The organism is Xanthomonas sp. WHRI 8393, assembly GCF_040203315.1.
In the GTDB taxonomy this organism is placed as follows: Bacteria; Pseudomonadota; Gammaproteobacteria; order Xanthomonadales; family Xanthomonadaceae; genus Xanthomonas; species Xanthomonas arboricola.
Genome location: NZ_JBEGGL010000005.1, coordinates 24,133 through 41,270, shown reverse-complemented (window position 1 = coordinate 41,270; position 17,138 = coordinate 24,133). Strand labels below are relative to the sequence as shown.

Here is a 17,138-nt window from a genome sequence, read left to right as displayed (position 1 = left end):
CGCTTTGCTAGTCTGAGCGGCGACCTTGCAGGTGGTGCCCCATGGTTTCCGAGAACTCCGTCGCGTGCTTGCCCGCCGCCGATGCCGCCACGCTGGCGCGGATCGATGGCTGCGAAGCGGTCGACCTGCTGCTGCCCGACACCAACGGCGTGCTGCGTGGCAAACGTGTGACAGCCGAGGTCATTAGCAAGGTCTATCGCGATGGCGTGTGCCTGCCGATGTCGCTGATCGCCACCGACATCACCGGCAATACCGTCGAGGAAACCGGGCTGGGCTACGCCATCGGCGATGCCGATCGCATCTGCCGGCCGATTGCCGGCTCGCTGCGCCCGGTGCCGTGGGCACCGCGGCCGATGGCGCAGCTGCTGCTGGCGATGCATCAGCCGGACGGCAGCGTGTTCGAGGTCGCGCCGCGCGCGGTCTTGCAGCGCGTGCTGCACGGTTTTGCTGCGCTCGGCCTGACCCCGGTCATTGCGGTGGAACTGGAGTTCTACCTGTTCGATGCGGTGCCCGATGCGCAGGGACGCCCGCAGACGCCACGCGACCCGCAGACCGGTGCACGCAGCGACAGCACCCAGGTGTATTCCTTGCAGGACCTGGACGACCAGCGCACCTTCACCGACGCGGTGACTGACGCCTGTCGCCAGCAAGGCATCCCGGCCGACACCGCCGTGGCCGAGTACGCACCCGGCCAGTTCGAAATCAACCTGCAGCATCGCGCCGATGCGGTGGCCGCCTGCGACGAGGCGATCCTGCTCAAGCGCACCATCAAGGCGATTGCGCAACAGCAGGGCAAGCTCGCCAGCTTCATGGCCAAGCCGTTTCCCGGCCAGGCCGGCAGCGGCCTGCACCTGCACGTGAGCCTGCTCGACGTCGACGGGCACAACGTGTTTGCCGGCAACGTCGATGTACCCGCCGACTGCCTGCGCCATGCCATCGCCGGCCTGCAGCGGCACGCCGATGCCTCGCTGCTGATGTTCGCGCCGCACGCCAACAGTTACCGCAGGTTCGTCAGCAATGCCTTCGTGCCGCTGGATGCGAGCTGGGGCTTCAACAACCGCACCGTGGCGCTGCGCATCCCGCATAGCGATGCACGCAACACCCGCATCGAGCATCGCATCGCCGGCGCCGATGCCAACCCGTACCTAGCCGCCGCCGCCGTGCTCGCCGCCATGCTGGACGGCCTGCAACATCCCGGCGAGCCCAGCGCGCCAGTCACCGGCAATGCCTATGCGCAAGCGGTCTTTCGGCCGCGCACCTGGCAAGCCGCGGTGGATGCATTCGGCGCCAGCGACTTTGTCGGCGCGCAGTTCGGCAGCCAGTTCCAGCACGTATTTGGCCAGCAGAAACAGCGCGAACTGCTCGACTACCAGGCGCAGGTGCCGGATCTGGATTACGCCCGGTACCTGCGGATCGTCTGATGGACGGCCCGGCCACATCGCTGCCGCCTGCCGATCCGCCGGGTAACGGCTATCCCGACAGCTGGTACGCCCGCAGCACGCCGGTCTTGCCGGAGCAGCCGTGCCTGCAAGGCGTGCAACGTGCCGATGTCTGCATCCTCGGCGCCGGCTACACCGGCCTCACCGCCGCGCTCGCCCTGGCCGAGGCCGGCTACAAGGTCATCGTGCTGGAGGCCAGGCGCATCGGCTGGGGCGCCTCCGGGCGCAACGGCGGCCAGGCCATCGTCGGCTACGGCTGCGAGCAGGAAACCCTGGAAGCACTGGTCGGCGATGCCGACGCGCGGCGGCTGTTCGACTTCTCGCGCGACGGCATGCGCCTGCTGCGCGCACGCATCGAACGCCACGCCATCGCCTGCGACTGGCGCGACGGCCACGCCCACGTGCCGCTGAAGCCGCGCCAGGTGCAGGCCTTGCAGCACGGCATCATGCGCATGGCCGAGCGCTACGACTACCCGCTGGAATGGTGGGACCGCGCGCGTACGCGGCAGGTGCTGGACAGCCCACTCTACCTGGGCGCGATGTTCGACCCGGCCAGCGGCCATCTGCATCCGCTGGCCTATGCGCTGGGCCTGGCGCGCGCAGCGCTGGCGGCCGGCGTGCGCATCCACGAGGCTTCGCCGGTCTCCCGGCTGGAGCACGGCGCGCGCGTGACCATGCAGACCGACCAGGGCAGCGTCAGCGCCGAGTTCGGCGTGATCGCCGGCAATGCCCTGCTGCAGGGCATTTCCACAGCGCTGGAGCGCCACATCATGCCGGTGGGCACCTATGTCGGTGCGACGCCGCCGCTGGGCCAGGCCCGCGCGCGTGCGCTGATCGCCAACGACATGGCGGTCGCCGACACCAACTGGGCGCTGGACTACTACCGGCTCAGCGCCGACCACCGGCTGCTGTTCGGCGGACGCGCCAGCTACTCCTCGCACCCGCCGCACGGCCTGGATCGGTTGATGACCCGGCGCATGCACACGGTCTTCCCGCAACTGCGCGACGTGCCGCTGCAAACGCTGTGGGGCGGCTACGTGGACATCTCGCGCAACCGCGCCCCGCACTGGGGCCGGCTAGGGCGCAACGTGTATTTCGCCCAGGGATTCTCCGGGCATGGCGTCGCCGCCACCGGCCTGGCCGGCCAGGTCATCGCCGAGGCCATCGCCGGCCAGAGCCGACGGCTGGACGTGTTCGCACGCATTCCGCATCGGCCCTTCCCCGGGGGGCGCCTGCTGCGCACGCCGCTGCTGGTGGCGGCGATGAGTTGGTACCGGCTGCGCGATGCGTTGTGGTGAACAGGGCGCCGTCTTGGGCACTTTGAGACGCGGCGCTCAAGTTTTGGCGAGCAGGGCCGTTAGCTGGTATGACGGTTCGATCCGCACGGCCAGCCGATGTCCCCAGGTACCCTACATCGCAATAGTGAAAGCGCAGTCCTGCCGCAACGCGTGTTGCTGGTGGAGAACTCGCGCACTTTCACCAGCATGCTGCGCGAGGCCATCGAGCAACGTGTGGAGCTGCCGGTCACGGTCGTGTCGACGCTGGCAGAAGCGGCCCGTGTACTGGACGAAGAAGACGGCTGGTTTCTGGTCCTGACCGGCCTGGTATTGGTGGATGGCGACCGCGACAAGGTCGTGGAATTCTTCCTCTCGCGCAAGCTGCCCACTGTGGTGGTCAGCGGCGTCTACGACGAGGATCTGCGCCAGCGCGTGCTGCAGCAGCAGATCATCGACTACGTGCTCAAGAACGCGCCCGGCAGCATCGAATATCTGGCCTGGCTGGTGCAACGCCTGGAACGCAATCGCCGCATCGCCGCGCTGGTGGTGGACGATTCCCTGTCCGCACGGACCTATGCGGCCGCGTTGCTGTCGATGTACGGCTACCGCGTGGTGCTGGCGGCCGACGGTGCGGCCGGCCTGCAGGCGATCGAGCGCGACCCCGGCATCCGCCTGACCATCGTCGACCAGGAAATGCCCGGCATGGAAGGGGTGGAATTCACCCGCCGGCTGCGTGCGATCCGTTCGCGCGACAAGGTCGCGGTGATCGGCATCTCCGGCAACAGCGACTCGTCGCTGATCCCGCGTTTCCTCAAGAACGGTGCCAACGATTTCCTGCGCAAGCCGTTCTCGCGCGAAGAGTTCTTCTGCCGCGTGTCACAGAACGTGGACCAGTTGGAACTGATCGGCACGCTGCAGGACCTGGCCACCCGCGACTTCCTCACCGGCCTGCCCAACCGGCGCTATTTCCTGGAACAAAGCCAGCGGGTGATCCCCACCCTGCTGTCGCAGGAGCAGACGGTCACCGCGGCGATGCTGGACATCGACCACTTCAAGCACATCAACGACACCTGGGGCCACGAAGCCGGCGACCAGGCGCTACGCGCGGTGGCCGCGTCGGTCTCCAGTCATGCGCGGCCGCAGGATCTGGTAGCGCGTTTCGGCGGCGAAGAATTCTGCCTGCTGGTACCGGGGCTGGATGCCGCCAACGCCACCAGCTACTTCGAAACCCTGCGCGAACGCATCAGCGCACTGCGCGTGCGGATCGGCGACGAAACCCTCAGCATGACGGTGAGCATCGGCGTATGCATCGCCACCGAAGACGGCCAGTCGCTGCACCATCTGCTGGGCGAGGCGGACAAGTACCTCTATCTGGCCAAGGCCGGCGGCCGCAACCAGGTGCGTCTGGCCAGCTGAGCGGGGGCAGGCTCGTGCGCCGCACGGCCGGCGGCGCGCCCGACCCGGCGGTATCGCCGGCACACAGAATCGCTACGCAGCATGCACGCCGCCCGCTTGCCGTAGCCGGATTTGATCCAGATCAACGCATTGGCGACCACGCGCGCCTATCGTGCCCTCATCGTATGGAACAAGGGCGAACGATGGCTTTGCTGGTCTGGCAGGACGACCTCAACACCGGGATCGAGGTCATCGATCACCAACACCGGCGCATCGTGGAAATGATCAATCAGTTGCATGCCGCGCACGCCAGCCTGCAACGCCTGGCAGTGGCCGAGGTGATCGACGAATTGATCGACTACACGCTGTCGCACTTTGCCTTCGAGGAAGAACTGATGGAGGAAGCCGGCTACCCCTTCAGCCTGGCGCACAAGCGCGTGCACGAGGTCTTCGGCAAACGTGTCGGCGAGTACCGGCTGCGGTTCCAGGCCGGCGAAGACGTCTGCGACGAACTCCGCAGCATGCTTTCGCGCTGGTTGTTCAACCATATCCGCGGCGACGACCAGGCCTATGCGCCGCAGGTGATCGCACATCTGGACCAGTTCGCGCGCAGCCACCAACACGGCAACTGGCTGGGACGCACACTCAAGCGTCTGTTCCGCTAGCAATCGCTCCGGCGCAGGCGCGTGCTCGCGCGCAACAGGGCGGTGCCGGTCATGCCGCATCGAGCAAGCGCGTTCCCGAGGATCGGCAGGCCAGCATCGCCAGCACCACGGTGCAGCAATGTACGCAATACCTAGACCATTGGCCCGAAGACTTCATTTCGCGCAGAAGCAGCCAGCTTCGGAGAAGTGCACCTGGGCGGGACCTGCCTCAACGATGACGCCGACTCGCGTACGCCTTCAAACGCCAACCGGGCGACGCGATCTGCGGGCCACGATCAACGCCAGCAGGCTCAACACCGCCGCGGCGCCCAGATACTGCCCGACCGCCTGCACGCCATAGCGTGCGGCCAGTTGCGTGGCCACGTACGGCGCCGGTGCCGCCCCCAGGATGCTGGCCAGGTTGAACGACAGCGAGGCTCCGGTGTAGCGCACCTCGGTGGGATACAGCTCGGCCAGCAGCGTGCCGCAGGGGCCGTAGGTCAGGCCCATGAAGAAGAAGCCCAGTGCAAGGAACGCGAGCACCTGCAACGGGTGATTGGCCTGGAACAGCGGCGCGAACGCCAACCCGAACGCGATGATCGCCACACTGGCCAGCATCATCGCCAGCGGCGCGCCATGCCGGTCGCCGAACCTGGCCGACAGCGGGATGCCGATCGCGAAAAACACGATCCCGGCCATCTGCAACAGCAGGAATTGCTCCTTGTCGTAGCCCAGGGTCTTGGTCCCGTAGCCCAGCGCGAACACGGTCATCAGATAGAACAGCACGAAGGTGGCGAATGCGCCCAGCGTGCCGATGATCAGCGCCGGCCAGTGCTGCGAGATCACCGTCCCCAGCGGCAGGCGCACGCGCGTCTTGCGGTCCAGGGCCTTCTGGAAGTCCGGCGTCTCGGTGATGCTCAGGCGCACCCACAGGCCGGTCAGCACCAGCAATGCGCTGGCCAGAAACGGCACCCGCCAGCCCCATTGCATGAACTGCGCATCGTCGAGCACCGCGCCCATGCCGAGAAAGGTGCCAGTGGACAGCAGAAAGCCCAGCGGCGCACCCAGCTGCGGAAACATGCCGTACCACACGCGCTTGCCGGGCGGTGCATTTTCGGTGGCAAGCAGCACGGCCCCGCCCCACTCGCCCCCCAGGCCCAGACCCTGGCCAAAGCGGCACAGCGCCAGCAACGCAGGTGCGAACACGCCGATCTGCGCGTAACTGGGCAGCAAGCCGATCGCCACGGTGGACAGGCCCATCGTCAGCAGCGCCGCCACCAACGTGGCCTTGCGCCCGATCCGGTCGCCGAAATGGCCGAACACTGCAGAGCCCACCGGCCGCGCGATAAAGGCCACCGCAAACGTCGCCAGCGACTGCAGCATCGCCGCACTGCCATCGCCCGCCGGAAAAAACAGCGTCGGGAACACCAGCACCGCAGCGGTGGCGTAGATATAGAAATCGAAGAACTCGATGGTGGTGCCGATCAGACTGGCGAACAGCACGCGCGCGGGCGAATTGATGGGAGCAGCAAGCGGCGCAGCAGCAGTCATCGTTGATCGGCATCCAGACAAGACAAGTCAGCCGATTCTGGCAGATTGCAGCAACGGTTTGCGCAGACCAACCTGCTCACGAAAGGTTACAGCCGTGACTGCCTGCCTTTCGGGCAGTGGCAGCCTGATGTCTTTCGGAATCTCGGTTGCGTTGGAGTCGCCGGGCAGTGTTGATAGATGCTTGTTAGAGCGACTGCTCTGTGGCCTTGTTGCAGGGCCCTTGCCCGCCCACCATCGCAGGACACGCCGCAAGTACATCCTTGTAGGCTCTTACGCGGCATCCATGCCGCGTAAGAGCCCGCGACGGTAAGCGGACAAGGACCAGTCAAGATGGTCGGTGTGCGCAGTTAAGAGCAGTGCGTGATGCGCGTTGTTCGTATCACCTTGCGCCCGATCAGCTCCCGACGCAGGCCGAGCAACCGGCAGGCTTTCAACACGCGACTTACAAACGTCTCATCTTCCCACCGCAAGCCGAGAAATAAGCTTTGAGGAAAGCAGCCGACCAACTCTCTGGTGCGGTGTCCTTGCCGGTTGTGGGACCCTCGGCGGCATGGATGCCGCCGAGGAGCCTCCACGGATGGATTCACGGCGTGTCCCGCAAGCGGTGAGGGCACCGCGCGCTCGATCAACCAGGCTTTTGACCCAAGTCTTAGACTGCATCCATAACGGCGCCACGATTGAAGAGCTCGGTGGGTCTTGGAGTGGTCGGATAGTGCTGATAGATCGCTTGCAGAGCGTCGGGTCTGCGACTTTGCTGCGGGGCCCTTGCCCGCCCACCATCGCAGGACACGCCGCAAGTACGTCCATGTAGGCTCTTACGCGGCATCCATGCCGCGTAAGGTCCCGCGACGGTGAGCGGACAAGGACCAGTCAAGATGGTCGGTGTGTTTGGTTGCAAGCAAAGCGTAGCCTGCGTTGTTCGGATCAGGTTGCGTCTGATCGAGCTTCCCGTACAAGTGAAGAGGCTTCAGTCTCCTGCTCTCCTCAGCCGGGAAGAACCAGCAAGTTACTCAGTCGCACGGCTGCGTTTGCGTCATTGCACGTTGCGCATGCGCTGCCAGCCCGAGATCCGTCAGCACTGCAAATTGGCGCTCGCCGCGGTCTTCCAGCTGGATCCAGCCTGGACCGGGTTGACCATACAGGCTGGCACTGCCCAGCCACGCCAGGGTGCGCAGCAGCACGCTCATGCGCACGCCCAGTTGCTTGCACAGGCGCGCCAGCGACACGCCCTCGGGCGTGTCGGCCAACGCGGCAAGCAGCAGCGCGGTGAGCTGCGGATCAGCGGACAAGCACCGCTCCGATGTCGCGTGGCGCTGCATCGGCGGTTTCGGCGCGGTGCGGCAGCACGATCACCGGAATCGACTTGGAAGTGGGCGTGCGCGCTTCGTCGGCGAAGCTGGACAGCGGCACCAGCGCGTTGGTTTCCGGGTAATACGCCGCCAGGCAGCCGCGCGGAATGTTGTAGTCCACCAGCAGGAAGCGGCGCGCCTCGCGATGCACGCCGTCCTCGCACAGGCTCTCCAGGTCCACCCAGTCACCGGCCTTCATGTTCAACGCGGCGATATCCGCGCCATTGATGAAGAGCACGCGACGCTCGCCGAACACGCCGCGGTAGCGATCGTCCAGCCCGTAGATGGTGGTGTTGTATTGATCGTGCGAGCGCGTGGTGGCCAGCGTAAACACCATCTGCTCGGTGTGGCTGCGGCGTGCGCGATGGATCGGGTTGTCGGTCGGCACCGCGTGCGGCTTGAACACCGCGCGCTTCTCGGGCGTCACCCACTGGCGATCGCGCGCGGTGTTGGACAGGCGGAAGCCGCCCGGCACCCGCACGCGCTGATTGAAGTCGGCAAAATCGGGGAACACCTGGGCAATCAGGTCGCGAATGCGGTCGTAGTCGCCCACCAGCCAACGCCAGCGGATCGCGCTGCGCGTACCCAGCGTCGCCTCGGCCAGCCGCGCCACGATCGCCGGCTCGGACAACAGCTCCGGCGAGGCCGGCGGATTGATGCCGGCCGACAGGTGCACCATGCTCATCGAATCTTCCACCGTCACGCCTTGCGAGCCAGCGTCCTGGATGTCGATTTCGGTACGGCCCAGGCATGGCAAGATCAGCGCATCGCGCCCATGCACCAGGTGGCTGCGATTGAGCTTGGTGGTGACATGCACGGTGAGTTCGCAGTTGCGCAGCGCGCGATGGGTGGCGTCGGTATCCGGCGTGGCGGCAGCGAAGTTGCCGCCCATCGCGAAGAACACCTTGCCGCGCCCGTCCAGCATCGCCTCGATCGCACCGACAGTGTCGAAACCGTCTTCGCGCGGTGGCGCGAACCCGAACAGCGTCTGCAACTTGTCCAGAAACGCGGCCGGCGGTTTTTCGTAGATCATCATCGTGCGGTCGCCCTGCACGTTGCTGTGTCCGCGCACCGGGCACACGCCCGCGCCCGGCCGGCCCAGATGGCCGCGCAGCAACAGCAGGTTGGTGATCATGTGGATGGTGGCCACCGAATGCTTGTGCTGGGTGATGCCCATGCCCCAGCAGGCGATCACGCGCTCGGCATTGAGATAGAGTTCGCCGGCCTTGCGCAGCGCCACCTCGTCCAGCCCGGACTCCTCGACGATGGTGTCCCAGGATTCGCCATGCACCTCGGCAGCGAAAGCGTCGAAGTTGGCGGTGTGGGCGTCGATGAATTCCAGATCCAGCAGGCGTGGCGTGCCGTCGCGCTGGGCTTGTGCGTCGCGCTCCAGCACATGCTTGATGATGCCCTTGACCGCGGCTAGATCGCCGCCGATCTTGAGCTGGAAATAATCCGAGGCGATGCGGGTGGAGCCGTTGTGCAGCATCTCCAGCTTGTCCTGCGGGTCGGCGAACTTCTCCAGCCCGCGCTCGCGCAACGGATTGAATGCCGCAATCGCCGCGCCGCGCTTGGAGGCCTGACGCAACTCGCCCAGCATGCGCGGGTGATTGGTGCCCGGATTCTGGCCGAAGATGAAGATCGCATCGGCCAGTTCGAAATCGTGCAGCGACACCGTGCCCTTGCCCACGCCGATCTGTGAGCGCAGCGCGGTGCCGGAGGGCTCGTGGCACATGTTGGAGCAGTCGGGGAAGTTGTTGGTGCCGAACTCGCGCACGAACAACTGATACAGGAAGGCCGCTTCGTTGCTGGTGCGCCCGGAGGTGTAGAAGATCGCCTCGTCCGGCGATGCCAGCCCGTTGAGGTGCCCGGCGATCTGCGCAAACGCCTCGTCCCAGCTCACCGGCACGTAGTGGTCGGTGGCCGCGTCGTAACGCATCGGCTGGGTCAGCCGGCCCTGCCCTTCCAGCCAGTAGTCGCTGTACTGCGACAGCAGGCTGACGCTGTGCGAGGCGAACAGCTCCGGCCCGGCGCGGCGCGCCGTGGACTCTGCCGCGACGGCCTTGGCGCCGTTCTCGCAAAACTCAAAGGTGGAGGTGTGATCGCGGTCGGGCCAGGCGCAGCCGGGGCAGTCGAAACCGTCCGGCTGGTTGGCGTGCAGCAGCGTCTTGGCGCCCTGCACCGCGATGTCCTGTTCCATCAGATGCTTGGCAACCGAGCGCAATGCGCCCCAGCCGCCGGCGGGATTGTCGTATTGCTGGATGGTCTTCTTGCTCATGCGGGCTCTCCCACGCCAACGCCCAGATTTAGGCGCTGCGGATGGCTGTAAACGACACAATCGTGATCGCGGGCAAACCCGATCAGGGTCAGTCCCGCACTGTCGGCCAGGCTGATCGCCAGCGCGGTCGGCGCCGAAATCGCTGCGAGCAGCGGGATCCGGGCCTGCGCGGCTTTCATGGCCATTTCGTAACTGGCGCGGCTGGTCACCACCGCAAACCCTTGCGATGCATCGACGCGCTCCCGCGCCAGCGCACCGATCAACTTGTCGAGCGCGTTATGCCGGCCGACGTCTTCGCGCACGTAGCGCACCACACCGTGCGCATCGGCCCAACCGGCGGCATGCACCGCGCCGGTCTGCGCGGCGATCGGCTGCTGCGCATGCAGCGCTTCCAGCGCACGCGCCAATGCCTGCGCATCTATCTGCAATGACGACTGCAGCGCCGGCGGCACACGCAGCACTGCCTCGATCGATTCGTTGCCGCACACCCCGCAACCGCTGCGGCCATCCAGATTGCGCCGTCGCCGGTCCAGCGCGGCGGCACGTTCGGGCGGGATCTCGATCTGCAGCGAGGCGCCTTCCAGAAACGTCTCCACCGCCACCACCCGCAGATCCTGCGGCTGGTCGACGATGCCCTCGCTCAGCGAGAACCCGAATGCGAAATCTTCCAGGTCTTCCGGCGTGGCCATCATCACCGCGAACGGCACGCCGTTGTAGTGGAAGGCGACCGGCATTTCGGCCGCCACCATGTCCTGCACCGTGGCGTTACGGCCGCCGCGGTGGCGGACAACCGTGCGCACCACACTGCCGGCGCGCACGGAACGGGAAGACGGAAGTGTCATCTCATCTCAATGAAACAGCACGAAGGCTTTCTGCAGCGTGACCCAAATGCCCCAGGACATCGGCACGCCCACCGCCAGCCAGGCCAGCGCGACCAGGGCGGGATTACCGCCATGCCCGATGCGCGCCATCTGCTCCGGCGGCAGCACCGCCTTGCCGCTGCGGTCCACCTTCTCGTGCGCCAGCTGCTTCTCGCGCGCCAATTCTTCCGGCGTCATGAAATGACGCGCGGCCACCGGGCGCACCAACAGGTTGCAGATCAGACCGAGCACCAACATGCCGGCGAGGATGTACATGGTGGTGTTGTAGACCTGTGACGGCGGGCTGCCGTGGGCCAGCTGGTACTCGCGCATGTAGCCGACCACCACCGGACCGAGGATGCCGGCGGTGGCCCAGGCGGTCAGCAGGCGGCCGTGGATGGCGCCGACCATCTGGGTGCCGAACAGGTCGGCCAGATATGCCGGGATGGTGGCAAAGCCGCCGCCGTACATCGACAGGATGATGCAGAAGATGCCCGCAAACAGCGCGATGCCGCCCACACCGCCGGCCGACGGCGCAGCCGCGTACAGGCAGATGCCCAGCACGAAGAACAGCGTGTAGGTGTTCTTGCGGCCGAGCTTGTCGGACATGCTGGCCCAGAAGAAGCGCCCGCCGATGTTGAACAGGCTGAGCAGGCCGGTGAAGCCGGCCGCGATGGCCGCGATGCTGGCCAGCTGCGCCGTGTCCAGGCTGCCGAAGCCGACGTCCACCCCGATCAACCGGCCGCCGAACACTTCCTGCAGCATCGGCGAGGACATGCCGATCACGCCGATGCCGGCCGACACGTTCAGGCACAGAACGCCCCACAGCAGCCAGAACTGCGGGATGCCCCAGACCTTGCTCACGTGCACGTGGTTGGCAGTGATCATGGCGTTGTTGCTGGCCACCGGCGCGGTCCAGCCGGCGGGGGTCCAGCCGCTCGGCGGCACGCGGTACCCGAACGCGCCAGCCATCATGAAGACGAAGTACAGCGCCGCCATCACCAGGAAGGTTTCCAGTACGCCCACCGAGGTCGGCGTGGCGAAGTGGCGCATCAGCGCATCGGCCAGCGGGCTGCCGATCATCGCGCCGCCACCGAAGCCCATGATCGCCATGCCGGTCGCCATGCCGCGGCGGTCCGGGAACCACTTGATCAGCGTCGACACCGGCGAGATGTAACCCAGGCCAAGGCCAATCCCGCCGATCACGCCCGAGCCCAGCCACAGCATCCAGATCTGATGGAAGTGGATGCCGGCTGCCGAAATCACCAGGCCACCGCACCAGCACAGCGCCGAGACCACACCGGCCTTGCGCGGGCCGGCACGTTCCAGCCAGCCGCCCCAGATCGCCGCCGAGCAGCCCAGCAGCACGAAGAACAGCGTGTACATCCACTGCAACTCGCTGATCTTCCAGTCGCAGGTGGTGGCGACCATGCGCGCGAACAGGCCCATGTCGGCCGGGCACGCGATCGCCTCGGTGATGCCCAGCGCCTTGGACAGCGGCAACCAGAACACGCTGAAGCCATAGGCCATGCCGATACACAGGTGGATCGCCAGTGCCGCCGGCGGTACCAACCAACGATTGAAGCCCGGACGCGCAACGATGCGCTCCTTGGACAGCAGGCCGGCGTCTGAGCCGTTGGCGCTCGCCACGGTGGACCCTTGTGTCATTCCCGTTCCCCTAAAAAAGTGCGATGAAGTGTGTCCGGAGCGCCCAACAGGATGGCTGCATGCAGGCGGTGTCAGTGGTTCCGAAAACGATTGATGGCTGCGATCGATTGACGTGTTGCGATAAGGGCAGCGGCGACTACCAGGCCCAACTGGCACTCGTCTGGCGCATCATCGGCGATCGTTGAATCTTTGCAATGCTTCGGCACGCCCCGCAGCCAGTCAAAAACCCGTCATGGCCTGCGCCACAAGGCGTTCCCACAGCTTAGCGGCCGACGTTGCGACTAATTGACTAGTCCATGCGGATCGGCGCATGCGGGTCCGCAAATCGTGCTCGCCGTCGCGCTCGGCCGGGGTGACGGCCGAGGCGCGGTGGCCGTACAGTCGGACGCTTTCCAGCGACGGAGTCCGCCATGCACGACCACCCTCCGCGCGATGGCGCGCACGCGCTGCAGGCACCGGCGCACCTGGACGCGTTCTGGATGCCGTTCACCGCCAACCGCCAGTTCAAGGCGCGCCCGCGCCTGCTGGCCTCCGCTGCCGGCATGTACTACCGCGATGTCGACGGCCGCCAGATCCTGGACGGCACCGCCGGGCTGTGGTGCTGCAATGCCGGCCACGCCCGCGAACGCATCGTGGCGGCGATCCGTGAGCAGGCCGGCACGCTGGATTTCGCCCCGACCTTCCAGATGGGTTCACCGCTGCCGTTCGTGCTGGCGCAGCGGCTGGCCGCGATCGCACCGCCCGGCCTGGGCCATGTGTTCTTCACCAACTCCGGCTCGGAGGCGGTCGATAGTGCGATGAAGATCGTGCTGGCCTACCACCGCCTGCGCGGCGAGGGCCAGCGTACCCGCTTCATCGGCCGCGAGAAGGCCTATCACGGGGTCGGCTTCGGCGGCATGTCGATCGGCGGGCTGCCCAACAACCGCAAATGGTTCGGCCCCCTGCTGGCCGGCACCGACCATCTGCGGCATACGCTGGATCTGCAACGCAATGCCTACGCGCGCGGGCTGCCGGCGCACGGCGCCGAGCTGGCCGACGATCTGGAACGCCTGATCACCCTGCACGACGCCTCGACCATTGCGGCGGTCTTCGTCGAGCCGGTGTCCGGCTCGGCCGGGGTGATCCTGCCGCCGGAAGGCTATCTGCAGCGGCTGCGCGCCATCTGCGACCGCCACGGCATCGTGCTGGTGTTCGACGAGGTCATCACCGGCTTCGGACGGGTCGGCGAGGCGTTCGCGGCGCAACGCTTCGGCGTCACGCCGGACCTGATCACCGCCGCCAAGGGGCTGACCAGCGGTAGCGTGCCAATGGGCGCGGTCCTAGTGGCCGATGCGATCCACGCGGCCTTCATGCAGGGGCCGCAGAATGCGATCGAGCTCTTCCACGGCTACACCTATTCCGGCCATCCGCTGGCCTGCGCCGCGGCCATCGCCGCGCTGGACACCTACGCCGAAGAACACCTGTTCGACCGCGCGATCACGCTGGGCCCGCAATGGGAAGACGCGCTGCACAGCTTGCGCGGGCTGCCGCACGTCATCGACATCCGCAACATCGGCCTGATCGGCGCGATCGAGCTGGCGCCACGCGACGGCGCGCCCGGCGCACGCGGCTACGAGGTGTTCGAACGCTGCTTCCACGACGGCAGCCTGCTGGTGCGCGTCACCGGCGATGTCATCGCGCTGTCACCACCGCTGATCGTCACCCCCGAGCAGATCGGGCAGATGGTCGAAACGCTGGGCAGGATCCTGCGCAGCACCGCCTGACGACCAGGGCACAGGCGCCCGCGCGTAACGCCCGCACGCGGCGCGGTCAAGCGCGCAAAGCCGGGGCAGGCTCACTACAATGCCGGCCCCGCACTTCCCCGCAGTTGCCGCATGAACATCGTTGTCAAAGAAGAACTCAAGGCCTACATCGACCCGCTGACGCCCGACGAGCACGAGGCGCTGGAGCGCAGCCTGCTGGCCGAAGGCTGCCGCGATGCGCTGGTGCTGTGGGGCGATGTGCTGGTGGATGGCCACAACCGCTACGGCATCTGCCAGAAGCACGACCTGCCGTTCCAGACCGTGCAGAACCCGCGCTTCCAGTCGATGCAGGACGTGCAGCTGTGGATGATCGAGCAGCACCTGGGCCGGCGCAGCGTGTCGGACTTCCAGCGTGGCGTGCTGGCACTGCGCAAGCGCGAGATCCTGGCCGCGCGCCAGCGCAGCCAGCGCGACGCCGACGCCGCTGCCGAAGCGCCGGCGGTTGCCGACATTGAGCAGCCGGCCACCGGCGTCGACCACGACGCCACGCCGGCGGCCACGGACAACGACAGCCCGCCGTGGGAAGAGACCTCCACCCTGGTCAGCCGCGCCGAGCTGGCGCGCGAGGCCCGCCTGAGCAACAACCAGGTGGTGATGATCGAGCGCATCCACAAGCAGGCCGCCCCGGAAGTGGTGCAGGCGGTCAAGGCCGGCGAGATTTCGATCAGCGCCGCCGCTGCCGTGGCCACCTTGTCCGAGGACGAACAGCGCGCCGCCGCGCAGGCCGGCAAGGCCGAGCTCAAACAGGCTGCCAAGCGCGTACGCGACGCCAAGCGCAAACCCAAGCCCGACGAGGCCGAAGGCGGCGAAGCCGAACGCCGCGACATGAAAGCCCTGCAACGCCGTGTCACCGAACTGGAAAACGAAAACGCCGCGCTGCAGGCCAAGGTGACCGCGCTGCAATCACAGCTGGAGCGCCTGCGCGGCTAAGTGCCGGACGGTGCATCACCGTAGGAGCGCACCCGGGCGCGACATGGCGTTCCCAGTAACCCCATCGCGCTCAGGCGCGCTCCTACAGGAGCGGTCAGCCGCTACCGCGATCGCCGCAACCACCCGTAGGAGCGCACCCGGGCGCGACATGGCCTGCCCGGTAACCCCATCGCGCTCAGGCGCGCTCCTACAAACCGATCGGCTACTACCGCGATCGCTGCAACCACCCGTAGGAGCGCACCCGGGCGCGACATGGCATTCCCGGTAACCCCATCGCGCTCAGGCGCGCTCCTACAAACCGATCGGCTAGTACCGCGATTGCTGCAACCACCCGTAGGAGCGCACCCGGGCGCGACATGGCGTTCCCAGTAACGCCATCGCGCTCAGGCGCGCTCCTACAAACCGATCGGCTACTACCGCGATCGCCGCAAACACCCGTAGGAGCGCACCCGGGCGCGACATGGCGTTCCCGGTAACGCCGTCGCGCTCAGGCGCGCTCCTACCGCGCCGTCACGCCCGGCCGTGGACATGCCGTGCTCCGGCGACTGGGTACACTGCGCAGATGGAACCAAGCGTCAGCATTCCCCGCCCCGTCGATCCCCGTCGTGCCCAGCTGCAGCGCATGAAGCTGTTGGCGGTGGCCCTGCTGCTGGCCATGTTCGCCGGCTTCGTCGTCAGCCACCTGATGGGCGAACAAGGCGTCTGGGCCTGGGTCTCGGCCTTCTGCGAAGCGGCCACGGTCGGCGCACTGGCCGACTGGTTCGCGGTAGTGGCCTTGTTCCGGCGGCCGATGGGCCTGCCGATTCCGCACACCGCCATCCTGCCGCGCGGCAAGGACCGTCTGGCCGACGGCCTGGCGGTATTCGTGCGCGACCAGTTCCTCGCCCCCGAGGCGTTGATGGACAAACTGCGCGTGTTCGACCCCGCCAGCCGCCTCGGCGAATGGCTGGCCAAACCCGAACAGGCGCGCATGCTCGCGCAAATGGCGCGCAGCTGGATGCTGCAGGCGCTGGAACTGCTGGACGAGGCCGCGGTGCGCCGCGCGATCCAGCGCTTCGTGGTCGACCGTCTGCGCAAATGGAATGCAGCCGCCACCGTCGGCGATGTGATGGCACTGCTCACCACCGACGGCCGGCATCAGAAATTGCTGGACGAGGTGCTGCTGCGCCTGGGCGAGTGGCTGGATCAGGAGCAGGTCAAGACGCGTGCCTCGGCCTTGATCGTGCGTTACGCGCGGCGCGAGTGGCCCAAGCTGGTCGGCACGGTGAACTGGGTCAAGCCGATCGAGGAGATCGGCGACAGCCTGGCCGACCGCATGGCGCGGGCGGCGATCGAGGAGTTGCAGGACATCCTCAAGACCCCCGAGCACCCGATCAGGCTCGACTACGAAGCGTGGCTGCAACGCTACATCGCGCGCCTGCGCGACGAGCCGGCAATGGCCGAGCGCGTGGAGGAGCTCAAGCAACGCGTGATCGAACATCCGGCCTTGCAGGACTACGTGCAAGGCCTGTGGGGCGAGATCCGCGATGCACTGCGCAACGACCTGGCGCGTGAAGAATCGTCGATGGCCGCGCACATGGAGCGCTCCATGCAATCGCTCGGCCAGGCCTTGTCGCAGGATCCCTCGCTGCGCGAAGCGCTCAACCAGCACATGTTGCAGGCCGCGGACAAACTCACCACGCGTCTGCGCGCATCGGTGACCGACCATATCGCGTCGACGATGAAAAGTTGGGACGAACGTCACCTCGTCGAACAATTGGAATTGGGTGTCGGACGCGATCTGCAATACATTCGGTTTAATGGAACGTTGGTGGGCGGACTGATCGGGCTTGCCCTTCACGCATTATCGATCTGGCTGGCGTTCTGATGCATTGGCAATGACGTTGATCGCCCACCGGAAGCACGTGCGGACGCCGGGGAGTTTGCACGGGTTCTGATGATCGTC

The 17,138-nt window shown here is 66.6% G+C and carries 12 protein-coding genes; 7 read left to right on the top strand and 5 right to left on the bottom strand.

The features are described 5' to 3' along the window. Nucleotides 1–41: 41 nt before the first annotated feature. From ABQ137_RS16295 to ABQ137_RS16280, 4 genes are all read left to right on the top strand, one after another. Nucleotides 42–1,421, top strand: coding sequence for a glutamine synthetase family protein (locus ABQ137_RS16295; RefSeq protein ID WP_184518786.1), 1,380 nt, complete (start codon nt 42–44; stop codon nt 1,419–1,421). After that, nucleotides 1,421–2,737, top strand: coding sequence for an NAD(P)/FAD-dependent oxidoreductase (locus ABQ137_RS16290; RefSeq protein ID WP_184518784.1), 1,317 nt, complete (start codon nt 1,421–1,423; stop codon nt 2,735–2,737). The genes ABQ137_RS16295 and ABQ137_RS16290 overlap by 1 nt, the downstream gene beginning before the upstream one ends. Before the next feature lie 96 nt (nt 2,738–2,833). Next, entirely contained in the window at nt 2,834–4,132 is a 1,299-nt protein-coding gene (locus ABQ137_RS16285) for a diguanylate cyclase (protein ID WP_039512053.1), read from the top strand. A gap of 182 nt (nt 4,133–4,314) precedes the next feature. Continuing rightward, the gene (locus ABQ137_RS16280; protein WP_039526813.1) at nt 4,315–4,776 is read left to right on the top strand and encodes a bacteriohemerythrin; all 462 of its coding nucleotides are present in this window, start codon (nt 4,315–4,317) and stop codon (nt 4,774–4,776) included. A gap of 237 nt (nt 4,777–5,013) precedes the next feature. Here the strand turns inward: ABQ137_RS16280 and ABQ137_RS16275 are convergent, their stop codons facing one another. From ABQ137_RS16275 to ABQ137_RS16255, 5 genes are all read right to left on the bottom strand, one after another. Next, nucleotides 5,014–6,306 carry an MFS transporter gene (locus ABQ137_RS16275; RefSeq protein ID WP_184456154.1) on the bottom strand — a complete coding sequence of 431 codons (1,293 nt, stop codon included), beginning with the start codon at nt 6,304–6,306 and terminating at the stop codon, nt 5,014–5,016. 1,010 nt (nt 6,307–7,316) lie between these two features. Continuing rightward, nucleotides 7,317–7,595, bottom strand: a complete 279-nt coding sequence (locus tag ABQ137_RS16270) for a hypothetical protein (protein ID WP_349783182.1) — start codon at nt 7,593–7,595, stop codon at nt 7,317–7,319. Beyond that, complete coding sequence (locus ABQ137_RS16265) at nt 7,585–9,933, bottom strand: FdhF/YdeP family oxidoreductase (protein WP_184518781.1); 2,349 nt, start codon at nt 9,931–9,933, stop codon at nt 7,585–7,587. The genes ABQ137_RS16270 and ABQ137_RS16265 overlap by 11 nt, the downstream gene beginning before the upstream one ends. Continuing rightward, nucleotides 9,930–10,775 carry a formate dehydrogenase accessory sulfurtransferase FdhD gene (gene fdhD / locus ABQ137_RS16260; RefSeq protein WP_047125189.1) on the bottom strand — a complete coding sequence of 282 codons (846 nt, stop codon included), beginning with the start codon at nt 10,773–10,775 and terminating at the stop codon, nt 9,930–9,932. The genes ABQ137_RS16265 and fdhD overlap by 4 nt, the downstream gene beginning before the upstream one ends. Nucleotides 10,776–10,781: 6 nt before the next feature. Continuing rightward, entirely contained in the window at nt 10,782–12,461 is a 1,680-nt protein-coding gene (locus ABQ137_RS16255; protein WP_349783181.1) for an OFA family MFS transporter, read from the bottom strand. A gap of 410 nt (nt 12,462–12,871) precedes the next feature. Between ABQ137_RS16255 and aptA the strand changes: the two genes are divergently transcribed. The 3 genes from aptA to ABQ137_RS16240 all read left to right on the top strand — a co-directional run bounded on the left by aptA (nt 12,872) and on the right by ABQ137_RS16240 (nt 17,060). Beyond that, nucleotides 12,872–14,224, top strand: coding sequence for an omega-aminotransferase AptA (gene aptA / locus ABQ137_RS16250; RefSeq protein ID WP_349783180.1), 1,353 nt, complete (start codon nt 12,872–12,874; stop codon nt 14,222–14,224). Between the two features lie 111 nt (nt 14,225–14,335). Further along, entirely contained in the window at nt 14,336–15,193 is an 858-nt protein-coding gene (locus tag ABQ137_RS16245) for a plasmid replication/partition related protein (RefSeq protein WP_184518774.1), read from the top strand. 562 nt (nt 15,194–15,755) lie between these two features. Further along, nucleotides 15,756–17,060, top strand: coding sequence for a DUF445 domain-containing protein (locus ABQ137_RS16240; RefSeq protein ID WP_184518771.1), 1,305 nt, complete (start codon nt 15,756–15,758; stop codon nt 17,058–17,060). Nucleotides 17,061–17,138: the final 78 nt, after the last annotated feature.

Coding starts and splice junctions, on each gene's coding strand:
- fdhD (WP_047125189.1), bottom strand. CDS start 10,775: ATGACACTTCCGTCTTCCCGTTCCGTGCGCGCCGGCAGTGTGGTGCGC.
- ABQ137_RS16275 (WP_184456154.1), bottom strand. CDS start 6,306: ATGACTGCTGCTGCGCCGCTTGCTGCTCCCATCAATTCGCCCGCGCGC.
- ABQ137_RS16295 (WP_184518786.1), top strand. CDS start 42: ATGGTTTCCGAGAACTCCGTCGCGTGCTTGCCCGCCGCCGATGCCGCC.
- ABQ137_RS16255 (WP_349783181.1), bottom strand. CDS start 12,461: ATGACACAAGGGTCCACCGTGGCGAGCGCCAACGGCTCAGACGCCGGC.
- ABQ137_RS16240 (WP_184518771.1), top strand. CDS start 15,756: ATGGAACCAAGCGTCAGCATTCCCCGCCCCGTCGATCCCCGTCGTGCC.
- ABQ137_RS16290 (WP_184518784.1), top strand. CDS start 1,421: ATGGACGGCCCGGCCACATCGCTGCCGCCTGCCGATCCGCCGGGTAAC.
- ABQ137_RS16280 (WP_039526813.1), top strand. CDS start 4,315: ATGGCTTTGCTGGTCTGGCAGGACGACCTCAACACCGGGATCGAGGTC.
- ABQ137_RS16265 (WP_184518781.1), bottom strand. CDS start 9,933: ATGAGCAAGAAGACCATCCAGCAATACGACAATCCCGCCGGCGGCTGG.
- aptA (WP_349783180.1), top strand. CDS start 12,872: ATGCACGACCACCCTCCGCGCGATGGCGCGCACGCGCTGCAGGCACCG.
- ABQ137_RS16285 (WP_039512053.1), top strand. CDS start 2,834: ATGTCCCCAGGTACCCTACATCGCAATAGTGAAAGCGCAGTCCTGCCG.
- ABQ137_RS16245 (WP_184518774.1), top strand. CDS start 14,336: ATGAACATCGTTGTCAAAGAAGAACTCAAGGCCTACATCGACCCGCTG.